Source organism: Sulfuricurvum kujiense DSM 16994, from assembly GCF_000183725.1.
Taxonomy (GTDB): domain Bacteria; phylum Campylobacterota; class Campylobacteria; order Campylobacterales; family Sulfurimonadaceae; genus Sulfuricurvum; species Sulfuricurvum kujiense.
The window spans coordinates 1,345,403-1,363,861 of record NC_014762.1 but is presented as its reverse complement, the minus strand read 5'-3'; the positions used below and the strand labels follow the sequence as shown (position 1 = coordinate 1,363,861).

The following is an 18,459-nucleotide window of genomic DNA, read 5'->3' as shown; positions in this document are numbered from 1 at the left end:
AGCTTTTGCCGGATATAAGTTTCTTTCGTCAATTCTATGAGTTGATCTTTATACGGAAGGAAAATCATAACTTGTTTGATGCCTACTATGGCATCATTATATTTCCCTTCATGAATCAGCTTTTTCAGCTTTTGGATAGAAGCTTCTGCAAGAGCGCATACCCCCTTTTATAAACCTCTTCGGATTTTAAAAACTCAAACTTGGATACAAGGGCAAAATATTCTCTGAATTGTTTATTTTTAATGAGGTTGTCTGCTCTAAGATAGATTTCATAGTTTTTTTGCAGCGAATGGATCATCTCTTTTTTCTCAGGGACGACGCAAAAAGGTTTAAGAATCTCTTGCACTTTTAAAAGGTTATGCATTGGATCGGCCGAAAGCAGTTTTTTGGCTTCCGTGAAACTTTTGGCAAAGTAGTGTTCCAGCTTACGTGCACTGTCCGTTTTTTGAAGATAGGGGGCTTGTTCCAGCATACTAAACGCATCAAAAAACTCTTTATTTTGAACCAAGATGGCAAATTTTTCAAAATCTTTCTGTTTTTGAAGTAAAAAATCAAATTCCTTCTTATTATTCTCATCCGATAAAAATGGGGTTGCAAATTCTAACGCCGAAGCGGCATTACCTGTCGAAAATTGATTGATAATCTCTTTAAGCATATATTCCCACGCTTCTTGGAACATTTCTGACATCGGATGAATTGCTAAAAACAGGTTACTATCCAAGTATTTTTTAGCGGTTTTAAAATTTTCAACGGTCAGCGCTTGAGAAAAATCATCTATGAATGCATACATATCTATTACATACATCCATCCGTTTTCAAATCCAATAAACAATAATGAATCTTCAACATGCAATGAACTGATCCCTTTTTGATCGAGCTTAAATGAAGAAAACAGTGAATTATCTGCAAGTTTTACAATATATATCATCCCGTTTCGCCCGCCTACAATGGCAAATCGCCCGCTCGAATCGGCTACACAGCAGTTAGGCCAGGAAGAGAAAAGTGATTTTTTCGATATTTCATTTGTTTTAAAATCATAAATATAGGAATTCCCCTCACGACCGATTGCATACAATGATTTGGAATCATTATAAAAAAATGAGTCTTCAATCGCATCATCTACGAAGGTGTTTAAACGCTCTTTTTGATGACGTATATTTAAAACTATTAATGATTTATCATAGGCGGAGTAGGCTAAATTCCCCCCTTTTTGATCTACTGTAATATGGGAAATATAGTCCGGTTTCGGTTTTAGAGACATGATAACTCTACCGGTTTTAGTACTGTACATATAGACCTTGCCATCCGTACCTCCGGTAAGAATATATTGCCCTTTTTCACCGCAAAAGGTCATAACTTCCGCACGCTGATCATGTCCGAATAATCTGATAATCGTCTCGTCATCCTTTTCATTCATATCGCAATAACCTACGTCTGAATCACCTTTAACGGGAAGCTTCATGCATATGGCACAATTCTTTTTATTTTCTTTTACACTGTAGGCGACATGGCCGTTTTGACTAAAACATGAGCCTTTTTGAAATCTGTGCAGGGGCGGAGATGAGTCAAAAATCAGCGGTTCTTCGGTTCGGCTCCATTGTGTTTTGCATATTGAATGAAGGTTACCGTTAACATCGGTAAAAAATATTGTGCTCTCATCGGAATGTATGGCGATAACACTTGCTTTTACGTGAAAAGACTGGGTTATTTTAATCATAATACACTTCTTAATTCAGAAGTTCTATTAAGCAAAGGAGATAAAACCGCGTATTATCGTCAGAAATTATTCGTTTGATTTTTACCGAATAGATAGTTTTTTCAATATTGAAATACGGGTCTAAGTCTATTAATACACACTCATCTTTCCAGTCACAAAAAGCTAAATCACTTTTGATGAGAGCATCGGTACTTAAAAGATCTTTGATATTGAGCTTTTTATCAATCAGTTTTTTATAATGCTCCGTACAGGCAAGAATAGTAAAAATTTCACTGTTACATGTGATGATATGATCATTCTGGTCAATAATCATGGAGGGGAGGGGAATATTATTGACCAGAGATTCAAGTGACTTGTTGTAAACATACCGTAATTGTTCACGCTGATAAAGCTTTTCTTGCTCTTTTTGCAAAGATTCATGTTCGATTTTAAGTGCGAGTGAATTCAAAATATTATCAAGCTGATCGAAAACAATCGGTTTAATGATGAAGTGCTCGATTCCGATTTCGATGGCACGAAGCAAATACTTTGTCTCAGAATGGGCAGTAATCATAATGCATTTTTGGGATGGATTATATGCTTTTATTTTTTCCAGCATATCAAGTCCCAGCATAACCGGCATAGTTTGATCCGCAATAACGATATCGACAGGACGAAGCGAATTCATATAAAAATCAAGCCCTTCTTGTCCGTTCGATGCGAGAGAAACGTGACCAACCGTATCACTGAGCATATCAGAAACCATTTCACGAATAAGCCACTCATCATCTACAAACAGAACATGAAGTTTTTTCATTAATGCGATATGATTTTCCATTGTCAGCCTTTGCTATTAGTATGTGTAGGGATAAGAATTGTGAAAAATGCACCTTTCTCATTGTTGCCTGCGGCTATACTTCCGCACAATCGTTCTTCTACGATCCGTTTGGACATATACAAACTGATTCCTGTCCCTTGGGATTTGTGTTTGGTCGTAAAGTAGGGCTCAAAGATTTTGTCTAAATACTGAGTATTTATTCCTCCTCCGTTATCATATATCCGGATCATGACTTCACTTTTATCAGCTGATGGGGTAATTTCAATAATGATCGTTCCGTTGGAGACGTTGTTGAAGATAATTGTTTCTTTGGCATTATTAATCAGATGCAGCAATACCTGTTTAAGGTCATCGGGGAAACCAAAAAGCTCTATATCTTTCTGTGCGGATATATCTAACGAGATATTTACAAATTTAAGACTTTCTTTTAGAAGAGCAATGATATTTTCAATGACACTGTACAAACTGTAGGATACTTTTTCTTTATTCGGCTCGAAATGTATACGAAAATCATCAATCGTCTTTGACATCTGGCTTATGGTAGCCATAGCCTGATTTAGAGCGTCGGACATGGTGTCATTATCAAGCAGACCGTTTTTATGAAGCCTGTAAACTTTTTGAAAGAGCATGGAAACGATATTAAGGGGTTGGCGCCATTGATGGGCAATATTTTCGATCATTTCTTCCATCGAAGCGAGTTTGGCTTGATGAAAGAGGAGATAGTCTTTTTGTCGATTTTTTTCAATTTCTTCTTCGATTTTTTCTATTAAATCGCTGTTAAGACTCTGTATGGATAGATTTTGTAAGCAGTTTTTCATATCCAATCCTTATCTAAAATTTAAAAATTCGATCTGATGCTTCATTATCACGATTTAGTGTTGCAAATGTGTTGCAAAATTTAAATATTTATATTTATATATGTGTAATTTATTTTTGAAAGATCTATTCGCGCTCTATGGATAGTGAACCGCACATCGTGTATAATGCGTTCATTCATTTGAAGGAGAGTTATGGCACTCAACAAGCCTGAATATACACTTTTTAAAAATACCCGTTATGCATTGACCGGTTTGCTTGAAGTAACAAAAAATGAAAAATCTTTTCGACTTCAGATAGTATTATTCGTATTCGGTATGATTGTCGCTTGGAGTCTTCCGATAGGATTCGTGTATAAGGCGATACTTTCTGTCTCTCTTTTTATTCCTCCGATTGCTGAGATTATCAACAGTGCCGTTGAACGTACGGTTGATTTAGTGACGTTTGATCATCATGAACTTGCAAAGAGGGCAAAAGACGCCGGTGCGGCATTGGTATTTCTCTCTTTAACCATGTTGGCGTTTATTTGGGGACTTACCCTTTATGCGGCTTTTTATCTGTAACGTTTTCGTAAGAGATTTTTGCGTATAATTTATATAATATTTTTAACAGGGGTTTTGCTATGGCAACAGCACTTATTATCGGCGCCGGCGGAGTAGGGCGTGTAGTGGCACATAAATGTGTCATGAATAACCACATTTTTGATCGTATCATTTTGGCAAGCCGTTCTATCGGACGCTGCGAAGAGATACAAAGTGAACTTCCTGCAGGTTCACTTGAAATTACAACGGTAGATGCCGACAATACGGAAGAAGTAATTGCGCTAATCAATAAATACAATCCGGCAATTCTCATTAACGTTGCTCTTCCATACCAAGACCTTGCTATCATGGATGCGTGTATCGCTACCAAAACCCCTTACCTCGACACGGCTAACTATGAGCATCCGGATGAAGCGAAGTTTGAGTATAAACTTCAATGGGAAAGAGATGCCGCATTTAAAGAAGCGGGGATTATGGGGCTGCTCGGAAGCGGATTCGATCCCGGGGCAACCAATGTTTTCTGTGCATATGCACAAAAACACTATTTCGACGAAATCCATACTATCGATATTCTTGACTGTAACGCAGGTGATCACGGCTATCCGTTTGCAACCAATTTCAATCCGGAGATCAACCTTCGCGAAGTAAGTGCCAAAGGGCGCTACTGGGAAGATGGAAAGTGGATCGAAACGGCACCGATGGAAATTATGCAAGTATGGGATTATCCCGAAGTAGGGCCGAAAGACAGTTATCTTTTGTATCATGAAGAGATGGAATCACTTGTCAAGCATATTAAAGGGCTTAAACGTATCCGCTTTTTCATGACGTTCGGACAAAGCTATCTGACCCATATGAAATGCCTTGAAAATGTCGGGATGCTTGGAATCGAACCGGTGGAACACCAAGGGATGAAAATCGTTCCGATCGAGTTTTTGAAAACCCTCCTTCCTGATCCGGCGTCACTTGGACCGCGTACAAAAGGGAAGACCAATATCGGTATCGTCGCCGAAGGTCTCAAAGACGGTAAGAAACGAAAAATTTATATTTATCAGGTAAAAGATCACGAAGAGTGCTATGCCGAGGTTAAATCGCAAGGTGTTTCATACACTACGGGTGTTCCTGCCGTCATCGGCGCAAAGCTGATGGTTCAGGGAATCTGGAATGGACAAGGGGTATTTAATATGGAGCAGCTCGATCCGGATCCGTTTATGGATGAGATGAATACCCAAGGTCTGCCTTGGAACGTAATCGAGATGGAGTGCTAAAAGCAACACTTCTCGGGGTTTCACTTTGAATTTAAATCAAAGTCAACAGCAGTATTTCGATGAAATGGGAATGGCTGAAAAAGTCTCTATTTTACTTTTACAGCTGGGTGAAGACGTCACTGCCACCATTTTTTCGCGTATGAATGTTGACGCGATTACCGAAATCTCCAAATACATTGCATCTAACCGTTCGGTTGAAAAAAGTATCGGTGCCGCGGTTTTGGAAGAGTTTTATGCCATTATCCAGTCAAACCAATACCTCAATACCGGAGGTTTGGATTACGCGCGTGAAATCCTTTACAAAGCGCTAGGGCCGGAGGAAGCCCGAAAAGTTCTGGAACGTCTGAGCAAAAGTATGCAGGGCGCTCAGAACTTTGCCTATCTCTCTAAAATCAAACCGCAGCAGCTTGCCGACTTTATTATGAACGAACATCCGCAGACGATTGCGTTGATTTTGGCACATATGGAGCCTTCCGGAGCCGCGGAGACCCTTTATATCTTCCCGGATGATTTACGGGCCGAAGTGGCGATGCGTATGGCAAAACTCGGAGATATTACACCGGCCATTATTAAGCGGGTCAGTGCCGTCCTGGAATCGAAACTCGAATCCCTTGCAAGCTACAAAGTCGAAGTGGGAGGACCTCGCGCCGTGGCGGATGTCTTCAACCGTTTGGGGGCGAAAGCGTCCAAAGCGACCCTCACACAAATCGAACAACTCGATCAGGAACTGGCCGCATCGATCAAAGAGATGATGTTTACGTTCGAAGACATGGTTAATTTGGATAATAACAGCATCCGAGAGATTCTTAAAGCGGTGGATAAAAACGATCTTATGCTGGCCCTTAAAAATGCCGCCGAAGAGCTCAAAGAGAAGTTTTACGCCAATATGTCCCAACGTGCGAAAGACGCTTTTATCGAGGAACTTCAGTTCCTGGGTGCCGTTAAGATGAAAGAGGTCGAAGCCGCGCAGCGTAAAATCGTCGATGCCGTTCAGTCCCTGGCCGATCAGGGTGTTATACAAATCGGCGAATCTGAAGAGATGCTTGAGTAATCACATATCCGAGTGACTTACTTCTTCTAAAAATCGGGTAAATAATTGAAGCTGCTTCGCTTTTTGTGTAGAAGATGATTTATTGACTTTGTCTCGATAATGTTCCAGCAAAGCAGTTTGAAGAAGAAAAAATTCAGCATGATCAAGATTTTGTTCGGAAATGATTTTGTCCATCGTATCATGCAGTTTTCTTTTTGTTGATCCGCTGAGTTCGTTATCCATATTTTGCACAACAGCGTCGCACGCATAAATGGCTTGTGTAAGAAGAATATCTTTTTGATCATTGTGGGATTCATTTGTATTGAATGATGTATTCCCCTTATCTGCTACATTTTTATAGAGATGCCGATAATCGGATATTAACTTATATTGATGGATAAGGCTGTCTGCGGCGGCATCCATACTTAAATAATAAATCGGTAGCTTGCCCGGAACATGAATAACAATTTTTTTATTCGGGGATTGTGACCATGAACTGATTTTTGCACCTTTGCGCCGTGCTTTATCAATAACTTCATCAAGCAAAGTTTCGTACGTTTTATCGGTCTTAGCGTCGCTGGAATATGTCATATATTATCACTAAATCTAAAAAGTATGCAGTAAATAATCACCGCAATATTATGTGACGAATAATAGCGGTTTAATCTTATAAATTCGTTGCAAAATTATATTGCATAGGATTAAGCAATGTAAGCTAATTAATTGATGATTTCTATTGAGTACATTAGGAGCCATAGGCTGTATCGGTGGCCTGATTTATCGGAATCGAAATGGAAAAAACAGATCCGTTTTCATTGCAGCTGGCACGGATGGAACCGTTCAAATGTTTTTCAATAACAACGGCAGAGATGTATAATCCGAGTCCTGTACCGTTTTTTTCCTTTTTAGTGGAAAAATAGGGATCAAAAATTTTATCGATAATATCTTTATCAATCCCTCCGGCATTGTCCTGGATAGTAAAGCAGATCATCTCACTATTATGAAAAGATTTGAAGCGTATAAACGGATTTGAAACGCGACGTTCTTCAAAAGCTTCTTTGGCATTGGCCAAAATATTTAAAAAAACCTCCATCAACTCATTTTTATAGGTGACAAAACAGATATTCTCATCACACTCAAAGGATAAATTAATACCGATATTTTTGTAGGTTATTCCAAGTACAGTGATTAAACCATTGGATATTTCATGTAATGTGACGGTTTGCGGAATTTTGGCAGGGCGAAAAAAATTATGAAAATCGTCGATAATGGAAGAGAGATCATGGATTTGTTGGTCGATAATGTTTAAATCGCGTAAGAGTTGCTGCTGATTTATCTCAGCAAATGTCATCATTGTTAGAATAGCATTATTCGCAATCATTCCGATAACGCTAATGGGTTGACGCCATTGGTGGGCTATCATTCCGATTATCTCTCCCATAATCGCCATTCTTGATTGGGTCATCAGCATTTGTTCAGTTGCTTCTTGTTTGCTTCCAGCCTCAAGTATTTGACGATTAGAAGCACTGTTAATCTCATGCAAGCGTGCGACACTCCGGCATGCTTCAATAGCAATGGCAAGTTTGGTCTTAAAAGATGCGAATATCGTTCCGTATGTATCGACATCGATACCTTTTTCAAAAGCAAAAAGAAAATGTTCGTCTCCAATCGGAATATCCAGAACGGATCGATTGGGCTCTACCGGATAAATCATATATTTTTCGGTTTCATGACTCAAATTATCGGGTATATCAAAATCATTTTCTATGCTGACAATACTCTTGGGAAGAGGGTGGGATAAAATGTATTTTCCGCCCAGTGCCTCAGTATGGGAAATGAATGTTGAAATAACATCGGTCAGCATATCCTCAAGAACCAGTGAATTTCCGATAGAATTCATACATGCATAGGCAATATTATCCTGTTCTGTCAAAACTATCATATTGCTACTATTTCCTTTCTTGGTTGCTATGTACTATCAAACATTCATTTAGTTAAATTGCATTTTATGATTTAAACTGATCCAGCTTTGTTTTTAAGTTATAGGTTAATCCGGACAAATGTTCGGCAGCACCTGCAATCTCTTCAACACTTCTTGCATTCTGTGTGGTCAAATCATTGATTCTGGAAACTGATTTCACTATTTTTTCTGAATCACTGGCAATTTGTAATGAATTATCAGCATTTTCAGCAACATTGGTAATGGATTGTTTCATTACATCTACCGTTTCAACAACAACTGTTTCTACTGTCTCGGATATTTTCACAAGCCGTTCGATGTTTTTGGCGTTCACACCCATCTGCTCAGAGGAATCGTTAATCGACTGTACGATAACGTTGATCGTAGCATTGATTTCCGTCAAACTTTTTTGAGTCCGCTCGGCAAGTTTGCGTACTTCGTCTGCAACGACCGCGAAACCGCGTCCATGTTCACCCGCACGTGCCGCTTCAATCGCTGCGTTGAGTGCCAATAGATTGGTTTGGTCAGCTATATCGCTGATGACAACCAAAATCATTTTGATTTGAGCGGCTTCGGTGCTCATTGCTTCCAGTTTTAGCGCCATTGCCGTTTCCGATTCGCTTGCCGAACTGACATCTTGTTTTAGCTGCTGTATATCGTTTAACATGTGATTCAATCTGCCGCCGGCTGCTTGGATACTCTCTTTGGTTGATTCGGATAAAGCTACCGTCGATTGGATAAAATCTTTAATATCGTTGATTTCATGAATTGTATTATCGACAATAGACATGCTGCTTTCTGCGTTTTTGCCGATTTGCAAACTCGTACTGCTCAGTTCGCTTGAAACCGTAGCATTTTCATCGGCCGCATATTTTGCCTCTTTGATCGTATATTCCAACGTTTCCAGAAGCGTATTGAAGTTGTTGATAATCACTTTGATTTCATCTTTTTTGTTGTATGTCAATCGGATAGTCAAATCTTTTGTATCGACGAAATTTTTGATATTGCTATCCAGCAGTTTGATCGAATCTTGTATTTGAACCAACACTATATAGCTAATTAAGATGACAACAATAAGTGCGATGATAAAACTTACCGCCAGATTGGTTCCGACCGATTCGAACTTGCTTTTACTCAGTGAGGAAGCACTGTCGGCAATATCTTCTAGCTTTGTTTGGAATTCTCCGCTTGTCGCGACCAGTGAACTTAAATCGACGTTATTGCGTTCATTGACATCCGCTTTCATCATTTGCGGTGCGATTTTGTCAAAATCATTACCGTATTTTTCAGCCAAAGCGATAGCTTCGTCGCATTTTATACGGTTAGCTCTTCCAACGAGAGCAGAGATTTTAGCTCTGTGATTTTCTTTTTATTATCTTCGATATTGGAGTGTACTTTATCCAATGTAGTGTTATCCGGTTTTCTAAGAAACTGGTAAATCGATATTCTTGTTTTCAAAAAATCGCTTTCAACTGCTTTTGCTTCGCTAGCGCGATTAAGTGCATTTTGTGCAGCAGTATTAGAGCTAGCGTAAAATAAATACGTTGCGCCAAACACACAAACGAGTAGAAGAGGGATGATAAGCAACTTTGCTTTAATGGAGAGATTGTTCATGTTAATCCTTTAATTTTATACCGAATACAAATTCGATATAAATGTGATGTACAAATAAAATCGTAACTCTCCCAGGTGATTTTACGGTTATTTTTTTTTCTAATAAAGCATTTTTTTTAAAAACATTATTTTTACACCATAGACATATTAGATATTTTAGTGATATATACGGGTTACTGTATAGCTGACATTTTAAATATAATATATATTGAGTTATCCAGAAGATTTGAGCTTGATACAATATCAAACATGAAAATTCAGAATTATAAATAAAGAAAAATTAAAAGAACTTTATAAATAGAATTAAATGTTAAGAAGAAAGAATTATGCTTAAGGGATGAAATTAATCATCCCAAACAACATTTTGAGGTTTTTTAGGGTCGATGTCAGCATGAATAAATGTATCATAAACGCCAATACGAACGAAACCTACTTTTAAAAGAGAAGATATAATAGCAAACTTCTGCTGAGAGGTCTTAGCAGAGATATCCGCCGCATAACCGTAAAGATGTGCGCTATCAGGTTCGCCTTTAACATTTGGATCAGAATTGTGTTTTTTACATCGAGTACCCGCATTAATTGAAAAAGGAACTCCCGAAATATCGCGAGCTTCGTCAAGTTTATCAAGAAGAGCATCGCTAATATTGTTAAGACCACAACCACACTTGCAAGTAAATTCATCTTTTTTAAAATATTTCCATTTACTCATTTATAAGACCTTTTGATTTTAGATACAAATATACAGCACCGCCAATGGCCGATGCAATAACGATAAAGTAATTTACAACGCCCTCACCTACACGGAGATAAAAACTCTGTTTTAGCTTTTGAGAAACAAGGGTTGCAATTTTTTCTAATTGCTCATCGCTTAGAGTGTAATTGCAGTTTTGGCATTTTTCATTTTCAGACATTTTTATTCTCTCTAATAAAACGTCTAGCTTCGATACGTTGTTGAGCAATTTCTAAAATATACTCATCTGATGATGGTTCATAATCAGGAAGTACTTTATGATCGGTTCGATTCAAAAAATCAAGTGCATTTGAAAGTTGTTCAGAAAGATTTACTTTATCCAATTCAGAAGAAGAAAATTGAATAGGGGATTGAGAAAAAGAGATTTCCATTTAGCCAACCTTTCTAATGATAATTCGGGAACCAACACCAAAAAGAGAAGCGTTAGAAGCCGTAAAAGTCAACTTAGTAATATTATCAACTGCAGCAAGCTTTTGCATTGATACAGAATGATATTGATTCGAAGCATACTGATTCATACCGAGATATGTCATTATTCCGCCAACCAAAGAAAGTTTCGCAAAACCAGAAATCTTAAGACCTGAAACATTATTAACAATCATAATAGTCGGAGTTCCCGCACCCTCGCTTGAGCCATAAAGAGATAATGTCGTTAAACCGTTCGCGAAAGCATAAATTTTTCCACCTAATGAATTTCCGCTAACAATTTGTAAATCAATTTCATAAATTCCACCGTCAGCATTCAAATCAATACCCGAAAAATCAATAGTAGATACCGCCGAATCTATAACAACAAAATCAACTATCACATTTGTGTCAGGTGTATAATCAATAGCCGCGAGAGTTGTGCTTATTTCATCGAGTCTAGTTGTTACGGGAGAAAGGTCAATAGTAGGGTTTTGAGTAGAAAGCTGATCAACAGAGGGGATAATTTCATCGGTAATAATAGCAGAAACAAAAGAAAGAGCAATTTGGAGACTAGTTTGCATAATGGGTCACCCCCGCCCTTAAGCGAAGGTAAGAGGTGAAAAGTCGACAAATACTACTTTGTCAACAAGTACACCATTGATTGTAAGGCCAGTAAGAGCCGTTCGAATATCGTCTGAACTCATAGTGCTTTTTGCGATCATTCGCAAATAAGTTTTATGACCTACAGAGTCAACAAGCTGAACGCCAACCTTATTGGCGTTAACAACAGCAGTATCACTACCCAAAGAAGAAGTTTCCTCAAAAACTTTCCAAGTCCCCGCGAAAATATCAGTTGCAAACGTTACAGCATTTACGCCAGTCATAGGGAGGTAATGACGTACAGTATCATCACCGAGTTGATTAACAACCAAAGATTTCATTAGATTTCTCCTCCGTAAATTTGACGAATACCAGTTGCAGACATAGAGTGCTTATAATCCGCATCGAAAAGAGCTTTATGAGCAAAAATATCGACCTCATTTTTACCCGGTTTAACATGTTTGAGAGTAACAGTACAGCCGAGACGATCAGCTTTACGATTAACTCCAAATTTCATTACACGTTTTTTCGAAGGAGTAGGAACATCTGTTCCGCCCAAACCAACTTCATCAAAAACAGAAACGACACCTTCCATAAGGTTAGTAATAACCAACAAGTCAGCAGGCGAGCAAACGATATCATTTGAAGCATAAGACTTTTTACAAGTGTTAACCAAAAGAGACATAACAATCCTTTTTAAAAATGTTTGAATACAGACAAAAGCAAAGCCAAAAGCGACAAAATAATGACCGCTAATAAAAACCGCTAATGAAAATTCAACAGGGAAAGTTTTGCAAGATTTTAAAATGAAGAACAATATTTGAATTTTATATTTATTAATATCGATAAATAGCGGGTTAAAAAGTGGTGTAGTTCAAATACCTTTGAATTTTTAAAAAATAAAATAGCCATAATTCGCATTTTAAAGCCGATAGGAGACAAAGAGAAGATAAAAGCAGGGCTTTTACCTCAGAACCATTAAAGACGTTTAGAGTTTCTTTTTTGTCATTGAGAACGAGGGGTTATTCATGAATTGCGTTAGTCAGAGATCGGCCCCACGAAATAGCTTTTAAGTGTCGAGCTAACTCAGGTCGGCCCCCTGCACGGGATTAACATATCGAAAGCACCAAAATGTTAAGAAGCATTACCAAAAAAGTTCAGGCCGAGTTCTGATAGTTGACTGCTCAGAGGGATTTATCTTATAGGGGAGGGGGAACGCGACCTTATGGCGCAATATGCGCCCGTCGGTCGCTTTTTTTGTGTGGGGGGAGGGGGAGGAGCGGCCTAATAGCCGCTTAGTTTGCTTTCCTTAAACACGGTTGCGATTGTCGCATCGATATTTAAGCCGTCGATCTCCATGCACTCCTTGATTTTTAGGGCTATATCGGTGCTATCTTTTGTCAACTTGACGTTACGGACAACCACCTGCATCGATTTTTGGCTTTCTTCATTTCGTGCAATGAGCTTAACCATAGGAAAATAAGCCATGTCATCCACTGGCGGAATCGTCGTGTCAGTATATGGGCTAGAAAACCCCCAAACTTCTGTTACCTGAGCAGTTGACAAAGAGTTGTAAAAATCAAGAACTGCGGCGAGGCTTTTAAACTCTCCACGCTCAACGTATGTGCGACCACCTTGTTTTAGTTGGATACGAACTTTAGCCACAGTAAACCTTTTTGAAATAGTATTTAAATTCCCTAATTCCATTTGCATAAACCCTACGTGTAAGACCATACATAAAAGGAGAAGAAAGATCATTAACAGCACTAAAATCATATTTAGTTAAATCAATAGATTGAACAACAGCCCAATCAGCATAATACCAATCAGAAAGGCGAAGCATATCGTCCAGACTCGAATAATACGAAAATTCTTCAATCCGAATCAAAGAACCAAGACTTACATTATAAGGGTCAGAGACACATAAACCATAAAATTTAAATGGTGAACAATCACAACAACACCAAAAAGGAAACATTATAATTTAAGCTCCAAGCCAATCATATCAATATTAATACCAAAAACAGTACAAAGAGCCTGAAGAAGTCTTTGAATATCCCTTTGTCTAACCGACGCTTCTTCACATGATGTCATTTTTCTACCCCTTTAATATTATTTAATAAAACCCATACCATTAGCCCAAGACATAAGAGCATTGGTAAGAGCAACCATTTTTCCGTTAGAATCTTTAACATAAAGGAATTCATGTACTTTATTGAATTCGTCAACATTTAACGGAACCGTAGAAAATTCTGTTCTACCAATCATTTTTTGAAGCATGACTTTATCCGCAACCGTAAAAGAGCCCGTCGCCGTTTTTATGAACAAAGAGGAAGAAAAGGATTTGTTGTGCAATTCAGCAAATTTGAGGTTATGAGCCTCACGGTTAATAGCCGTATCCTGAGAACTATTAGAAGCCGAAATAGTATTCGCTACATCATGCGAAGAATTACGACCCTGCATGATCGCCTGCATAGCTTGATAAACTTGTCCGACAAATGAATTCGTCTGATCTGTTTGTGAATTAAGGGTTTTCATTTTAGAAACAGCTTTAACACCTCTAAGCCCCATTATTTTAGATTTCATACCATCAAAGAACCCTTTATTACGAGCATAAAGAACATCTATCACAGCCTCACCAGCCACGAATAAGTATTCGATAAATTTCTCTTCACGTCGTATAACTTCCATCATTGACGACATAAAAAGAAAAGAAGCACCACCGCTCAGAACTTCTAATGCAATGTTTTGGACGGGTTTACCATTTTCGTCTAATTCAGGAGGGAAGAGATCGGATAATTTATCATGCAACCATTGATTAACAACAGAGTATCCAACCATCATGGTGAGGTCTTCACCCATATTAATGACGGTATTTTGTGCAACGCTCATCTAATCCCCAAAACGAAAATATTTTAGGAAATCGTAGAGAAAAAAAGAAATTAAGAACAATATTTGAATTTTATATTTTTTAATATCGATAAATAGAGGGTTTAAATAGGGTATCAATCAAATACGTTTGAATTTTCCAACCCAAAAGGGAAGGAATTAAGAGAATAAACCCGTAAACTTTGTTTTCATAATCTCTAAGAAAGAATTAGAAGTAGGGGCTTGATGTTTCGGATTATATATATCCGAGGAAGAAATAAATGGAATAGTCGGAATAACATCAAAAGGATTATTAAAATCATCGTCGTCAAATTCCTGACTATTAATATCGGTTTTTTCTCTTGCTATAGAAGCATCTTTAGTAATAGAAATACTCAAGGGAGAAACATTCTCAGCAATTACAGTACCATCCATATCCTTTATTGTAGTAGGAGTTTGAATAATTTTTTCACGCTCAATAGCCATATCAGCCCATCCAGCAATTTTCGAAAGAGAAACACCACTAACATCATTTGATAGATTCTCAGTAGCCGCTTTATAATAAGTAGAAGCTTCTTTAGTTGCTTCTTTTTCAGACTCAGTACCTTTAACAAGAGCAAAATCAATTAAAGCACGAACACCAGAAGGAACTTTAGACTTTCTATAAGATTCGACAGCATCACGAATTTCTTTCTTAGTACTTGTTTCTTCAAGCCTATCAATCAATGAAATTTCACCTTCCATATACATAACAGAAGGCAACAAATCAGAATTTGTGGTAATACCCAATCGTTCATCAAAAACATATTGTGCCAAATCAACCTTATGCCAATAAACAGAAGTAGACTCAAAAGCATAAAAATAATCGGCATCACCATAATCACCACTAGAAGCCATCTTTTTTTGATAATCAGTGATAACCTTATTATTCTGAACATCAAGAATTTGAACATTCAAAAATGAATCAAAGTAAGAAATGAAGACATCAGTAAGATTAGTAAAAATTAAATTTTGCTTCTCTAAAGAGATAGCAATAGAATCCAAAGTATCCTTTGTCATAGCCTGATGCATTAATAGAGGAGAATGAGAAACAGCATCGACGAGAGAAGTGTTTGCAGTTGAAAATGAATCAACAGCAGAATTAATCTTATTTTCAATATTTTGAAAATTAGTATTAGCAATTCGTGTATTTTCATTCATTTTTTCTTTAAGCTCATCAATAGGTGCTTTAACAGATGGATTCGGGACAACTGGACTCGTTTTAGTAGGAGTCGGAGCAGGCGAAGGAGGGAGAGGCAAAGTTGGAATATCAGGAAATTTATCAAGTCCGTCAGGCAAATAAGGGTCTAAAAGACCTTTATTATATGCCTCATAACCTAGATAAGCAGCAGTTCCAGCAGCAACAGCACCACGAACCCAAGGGTTAAACTGAGCACCAGCCCAAAGAACTTTTAAAGCAGAAGAACGAGGAACAAATTCAACGGCCATCAGTAACCCTTTATTGGGCTACAAGAGCCATGAAAATTAAAATTGAAAAAGCGCAAAAAATGATTAAAACCAATAAAGGCTGTTTTCGCATAATATAAAATATTGGAATACGACGAAGAAAAAACTTTTTCATAATAGAATCCTATATAATTTTCAACCATTTTACACCCCCAAAACTTAAGGAGTGGTAACTGGCGGAACATACGCAGTTAGAAGAGACTCAGGAACAGAAAGTTTATGACCATCAACACTAGAAAGATCATAAACAACCTGATAAGCATTGTCAGCATAAATCTGAAAAGAAGAACGAACAACAGAGTAAACAACGTTAGGACGTCCAACAGAAACAACCATTGCACCATCAATATATTCACAACCGTTACCGTTTAAAGAGGGGAGAGAACCCAGCAAAGGAGGAACGGGAAGACCGGCATATTTGTAAACACCCTCAATGTCAAAATAAACGACGGTTTCAGGAAAGATGTATGATGAATCATTTAAAACACTCAACATCAAACCATCATTTTGGACAAGCTGAATTTCAAAAGCATAACAACCGACAAGAGTAGAAAAGAAAAGATCACAATTGACGGAAGGAACCAAATCAACAACAGAAAAATAAGAGGGATAATTACCCAAAGGATATTCAGTGATAGAGTCACTAGAATCTAAGAAAGATCGACGCTCAGTTAGAACATCATTTACAAAAGAAAAATTAACATAATAGTTACGAGCCATTTTAAACCGCCTCAATCATTTTATGAGAATCAACGACGCTAACAGTACCAAAATTTACAGTATTGTTACCTCGAGGAGCAAGATAAGCGCATCCGGTCTGAACGACTTCTAAGACTTTATCATCCTTAGAAGAATCAGTCGTTTTTACATAAGCTTTAATAAGCTCAACAGCAAGAGGGACAAAATACGAGATTAATGCGATTGGCATTTTTCAATCCTTAAAATATAGTTTTATGTAGAGCATTTTCTACAGTATGGGAAGCCAACGGAGCAATGTAATACTCTATGTTTTCTTTTACGGCATCATCTACATCTATGATGTCCAACCCATTCGATTTTTGATAATCAACTTTTGCGAAATAATCCACAGTTTTTAAAATTGCTTTATCCAATACACCCATGTCATTATTCTTCTCGCAACGAGTTTCCGCCTCGACAATAGTTTTTTTAACGAGTTCTTCATCAAACCTCCCGTAATGTTTAGTAATCGTTGAAACAAGAGCGCAGTAGGCGTTCATAGCGTAAATGGGTGACGTAGCCTTGACCTGGTTGAATCGAAAGTAATAAGATGGTTTTGTAGCCTCATAAGAGCTAATCAATTTCCATAAAGGATGAAGCTCTGATTTTTTATAAATGTTTCTTTCAGCTTCTTTTGTAAGGATTTTAAAAGAGCCATCTTTCTTTTGCCAATGGCCCTCGATGATGTTCAATGTTTTATCACGGTCTAAATCACGGTAAGAAAAATAGTTAATAAAAAAATCCCATAGACCCGAAATATTTTCAAGAAGAACAGAGGTGTAATCATACGGCTCTTTATGAGCATTAAATAGTTGTTTTAGAATAGGCCGTCTGATCTGAAATTCAATTCTCCAAACGTCCTTTTGTTCGTTATAAAGCGGATTAAGTCTCCATAGTCTTTCAATATGCCCCGAGTCAGGATGGCCCTTAATTTCCTTTGTTTTGTCATAGATGCGTAATTTGTTATTAGAACCTCCAAAATACATTGTCTCCATCCGGCGAGAAGAAAACACCATTTGTCTTCCGATAAATTCATCATCTCCATCATGAACCGAGATAAAGCGGCTTCTAGTCTTAAATCGTACAATATCAAGGAGAGAAAAACGGTGACCCTGCGTATCCGCCGAGATATGAATCTCTTGGACTTTAGAAATAAAATCAGCATGAATAAATACTTTAAAATAATCATGCATAGTTTTAACACATGAATTAAGGCCATAATTAACAAGAAAAGAAGCACGATATTCGATTTTTACAGAAGGGTTTTTATCGGTTTTTAAATCACCTTTTTTCTTCAAAGCGATTGATACATCACCATTTTTCAAGACAACAGAATAGCCGCGAATTGAAGTGGCCATGATATGCCATTTCATACCGCCCATAGTAAAAACAATAAAACGGTTATCATTGTTTATGTCATGTATGTCTTGTGCTTGTTCTTTTAACTCGATCATGTCATTTACAAATTTATTGTATTTTTCATAATCACCACTAAGATAAAGGGCTTCTTTAAATGTGTCAGTATGCTGAGAGATAAGAGTCATTTATTTAAAACCTTTAAAATAAAATACTCTCTAAAACAAACCTCTAAATATTCTTTGAAATCTTTGTAAATAGACTTTTCAGATAAAGGTAAATTCTGCCAATCTGATTGTGCTTTGTGATAAATCAATAAACCATTCATTAAATCTATTGCAGATTCCATAGCTTCATCAATATATTTTGTATTATTCATTTAAAACAACCTTTAATCAAATTCAGTTCAGATAGTTTGACTTTTTTAGAGTAGGGTGAAAAAGAAACAAATGCATAATCGCCGTCAATACA

The 18,459-nt window shown here is 37.4% G+C and carries 23 protein-coding genes; 3 read left to right on the top strand and 20 right to left on the bottom strand.

Features of this window, described 5'->3' with window-relative positions; genetic code table 11:
• Positions 1–124 precede the first annotated feature (124 nt).
• The 3 genes from SULKU_RS06830 to SULKU_RS06820 are packed head-to-tail and all read right to left on the bottom strand — an operon-like array spanning position 125 to position 3,352.
• Positions 125–1,717 carry a WD40 repeat domain-containing protein gene (locus SULKU_RS06830; protein ID WP_041666769.1) on the bottom strand — a complete coding sequence of 531 codons (1,593 nt, stop codon included), beginning with the start codon at positions 1,715–1,717 and terminating at the stop codon, positions 125–127.
• Positions 1,718–1,727: 10 nt separating this feature from the next.
• Positions 1,728–2,534 (bottom strand): response regulator transcription factor, encoded by an 807-nt coding sequence (locus SULKU_RS06825; protein WP_013460215.1) that lies wholly within the window; start codon positions 2,532–2,534, stop codon positions 1,728–1,730.
• 2 nt (positions 2,535–2,536) lie between these two features.
• Positions 2,537–3,352, bottom strand: coding sequence for a sensor histidine kinase (locus tag SULKU_RS06820; protein ID WP_013460214.1), 816 nt, complete (start codon positions 3,350–3,352; stop codon positions 2,537–2,539).
• Positions 3,353–3,544: 192 nt separating this feature from the next.
• Between SULKU_RS06820 and SULKU_RS06815 the strand changes: the two genes are divergently transcribed.
• From SULKU_RS06815 to fliG, 3 genes are read left to right on the top strand one after another with little or no spacing between them, the layout of a single operon-like run.
• Positions 3,545–3,913, top strand: coding sequence for a diacylglycerol kinase (locus SULKU_RS06815; RefSeq protein WP_013460213.1), 369 nt, complete (start codon positions 3,545–3,547; stop codon positions 3,911–3,913).
• A gap of 59 nt (positions 3,914–3,972) precedes the next feature.
• Entirely contained in the window at positions 3,973–5,157 is a 1,185-nt protein-coding gene (locus tag SULKU_RS06810) for a saccharopine dehydrogenase family protein (protein WP_013460212.1), read from the top strand.
• Positions 5,158–5,182: 25 nt separating this feature from the next.
• Positions 5,183–6,208, top strand: coding sequence for a flagellar motor switch protein FliG (gene fliG, locus SULKU_RS06805; RefSeq protein WP_013460211.1), 1,026 nt, complete (start codon positions 5,183–5,185; stop codon positions 6,206–6,208).
• Here fliG and SULKU_RS06800 read toward each other — a convergent pair whose 3' ends face one another.
• From SULKU_RS06800 to SULKU_RS06720, 17 genes are all read right to left on the bottom strand, one after another.
• Positions 6,209–6,778: a hypothetical protein gene (locus SULKU_RS06800; protein WP_013460210.1), complete on the bottom strand. Its 570-nt coding sequence runs from the start codon at positions 6,776–6,778 to the stop codon at positions 6,209–6,211.
• A 154-nt stretch (positions 6,779–6,932) separates the two neighbouring features.
• Positions 6,933–8,129, bottom strand: coding sequence for a sensor histidine kinase (locus SULKU_RS06795; protein ID WP_013460209.1), 1,197 nt, complete (start codon positions 8,127–8,129; stop codon positions 6,933–6,935).
• A 64-nt stretch (positions 8,130–8,193) separates the two neighbouring features.
• Complete coding sequence (locus tag SULKU_RS15300; RefSeq protein WP_013460208.1) at positions 8,194–9,441, bottom strand: methyl-accepting chemotaxis protein; 1,248 nt, start codon at positions 9,439–9,441, stop codon at positions 8,194–8,196.
• Positions 9,442–9,461: 20 nt separating this feature from the next.
• The gene (locus SULKU_RS06785) at positions 9,462–9,761 is read right to left on the bottom strand and encodes a hypothetical protein (protein WP_013460207.1); all 300 of its coding nucleotides are present in this window, start codon (positions 9,759–9,761) and stop codon (positions 9,462–9,464) included.
• 343 nt (positions 9,762–10,104) lie between these two features.
• Positions 10,105–10,470 (bottom strand): D-Ala-D-Ala carboxypeptidase family metallohydrolase, encoded by a 366-nt coding sequence (locus SULKU_RS06780; protein ID WP_013460206.1) that lies wholly within the window; start codon positions 10,468–10,470, stop codon positions 10,105–10,107.
• Positions 10,463–10,672 carry a hypothetical protein gene (locus tag SULKU_RS06775; protein ID WP_013460205.1) on the bottom strand — a complete coding sequence of 70 codons (210 nt, stop codon included), beginning with the start codon at positions 10,670–10,672 and terminating at the stop codon, positions 10,463–10,465. The genes SULKU_RS06780 and SULKU_RS06775 overlap by 8 nt, the downstream gene beginning before the upstream one ends.
• Entirely contained in the window at positions 10,665–10,883 is a 219-nt protein-coding gene (locus tag SULKU_RS06770; RefSeq protein WP_013460204.1) for a hypothetical protein, read from the bottom strand. Before SULKU_RS06770 ends, SULKU_RS06775 begins: the two co-directional genes overlap by 8 nt.
• Entirely contained in the window at positions 10,884–11,501 is a 618-nt protein-coding gene (locus SULKU_RS06765) for a hypothetical protein (protein WP_013460203.1), read from the bottom strand. It abuts the gene before it with no gap.
• Between the two features lie 18 nt (positions 11,502–11,519).
• Positions 11,520–11,861, bottom strand: a complete 342-nt coding sequence (locus SULKU_RS06760; protein WP_013460202.1) for a hypothetical protein — start codon at positions 11,859–11,861, stop codon at positions 11,520–11,522.
• Positions 11,861–12,337, bottom strand: coding sequence for a hypothetical protein (locus SULKU_RS06755; protein WP_151174269.1), 477 nt, complete (start codon positions 12,335–12,337; stop codon positions 11,861–11,863). Before SULKU_RS06755 ends, SULKU_RS06760 begins: the two co-directional genes overlap by 1 nt.
• Before the next feature lie 467 nt (positions 12,338–12,804).
• Positions 12,805–13,227 (bottom strand): hypothetical protein, encoded by a 423-nt coding sequence (locus SULKU_RS06750; protein WP_013460200.1) that lies wholly within the window; start codon positions 13,225–13,227, stop codon positions 12,805–12,807.
• 405 nt (positions 13,228–13,632) lie between these two features.
• Complete coding sequence (locus SULKU_RS06745; RefSeq protein WP_013460198.1) at positions 13,633–14,412, bottom strand: hypothetical protein; 780 nt, start codon at positions 14,410–14,412, stop codon at positions 13,633–13,635.
• A gap of 156 nt (positions 14,413–14,568) precedes the next feature.
• Complete coding sequence (locus SULKU_RS06740; protein WP_013460197.1) at positions 14,569–15,876, bottom strand: hypothetical protein; 1,308 nt, start codon at positions 15,874–15,876, stop codon at positions 14,569–14,571.
• A 177-nt stretch (positions 15,877–16,053) separates the two neighbouring features.
• Complete coding sequence (locus tag SULKU_RS06735; RefSeq protein ID WP_013460196.1) at positions 16,054–16,614, bottom strand: hypothetical protein; 561 nt, start codon at positions 16,612–16,614, stop codon at positions 16,054–16,056.
• Position 16,615: 1 nt separating this feature from the next.
• Positions 16,616–16,822 (bottom strand): hypothetical protein, encoded by a 207-nt coding sequence (locus tag SULKU_RS06730; protein WP_013460195.1) that lies wholly within the window; start codon positions 16,820–16,822, stop codon positions 16,616–16,618.
• Positions 16,823–16,832: 10 nt separating this feature from the next.
• Positions 16,833–18,176 (bottom strand): hypothetical protein, encoded by a 1,344-nt coding sequence (locus SULKU_RS06725; RefSeq protein WP_013460194.1) that lies wholly within the window; start codon positions 18,174–18,176, stop codon positions 16,833–16,835.
• Positions 18,173–18,367 carry a hypothetical protein gene (locus SULKU_RS06720; RefSeq protein ID WP_013460193.1) on the bottom strand — a complete coding sequence of 65 codons (195 nt, stop codon included), beginning with the start codon at positions 18,365–18,367 and terminating at the stop codon, positions 18,173–18,175. Before SULKU_RS06720 ends, SULKU_RS06725 begins: the two co-directional genes overlap by 4 nt.
• Positions 18,368–18,459: the final 92 nt, after the last annotated feature.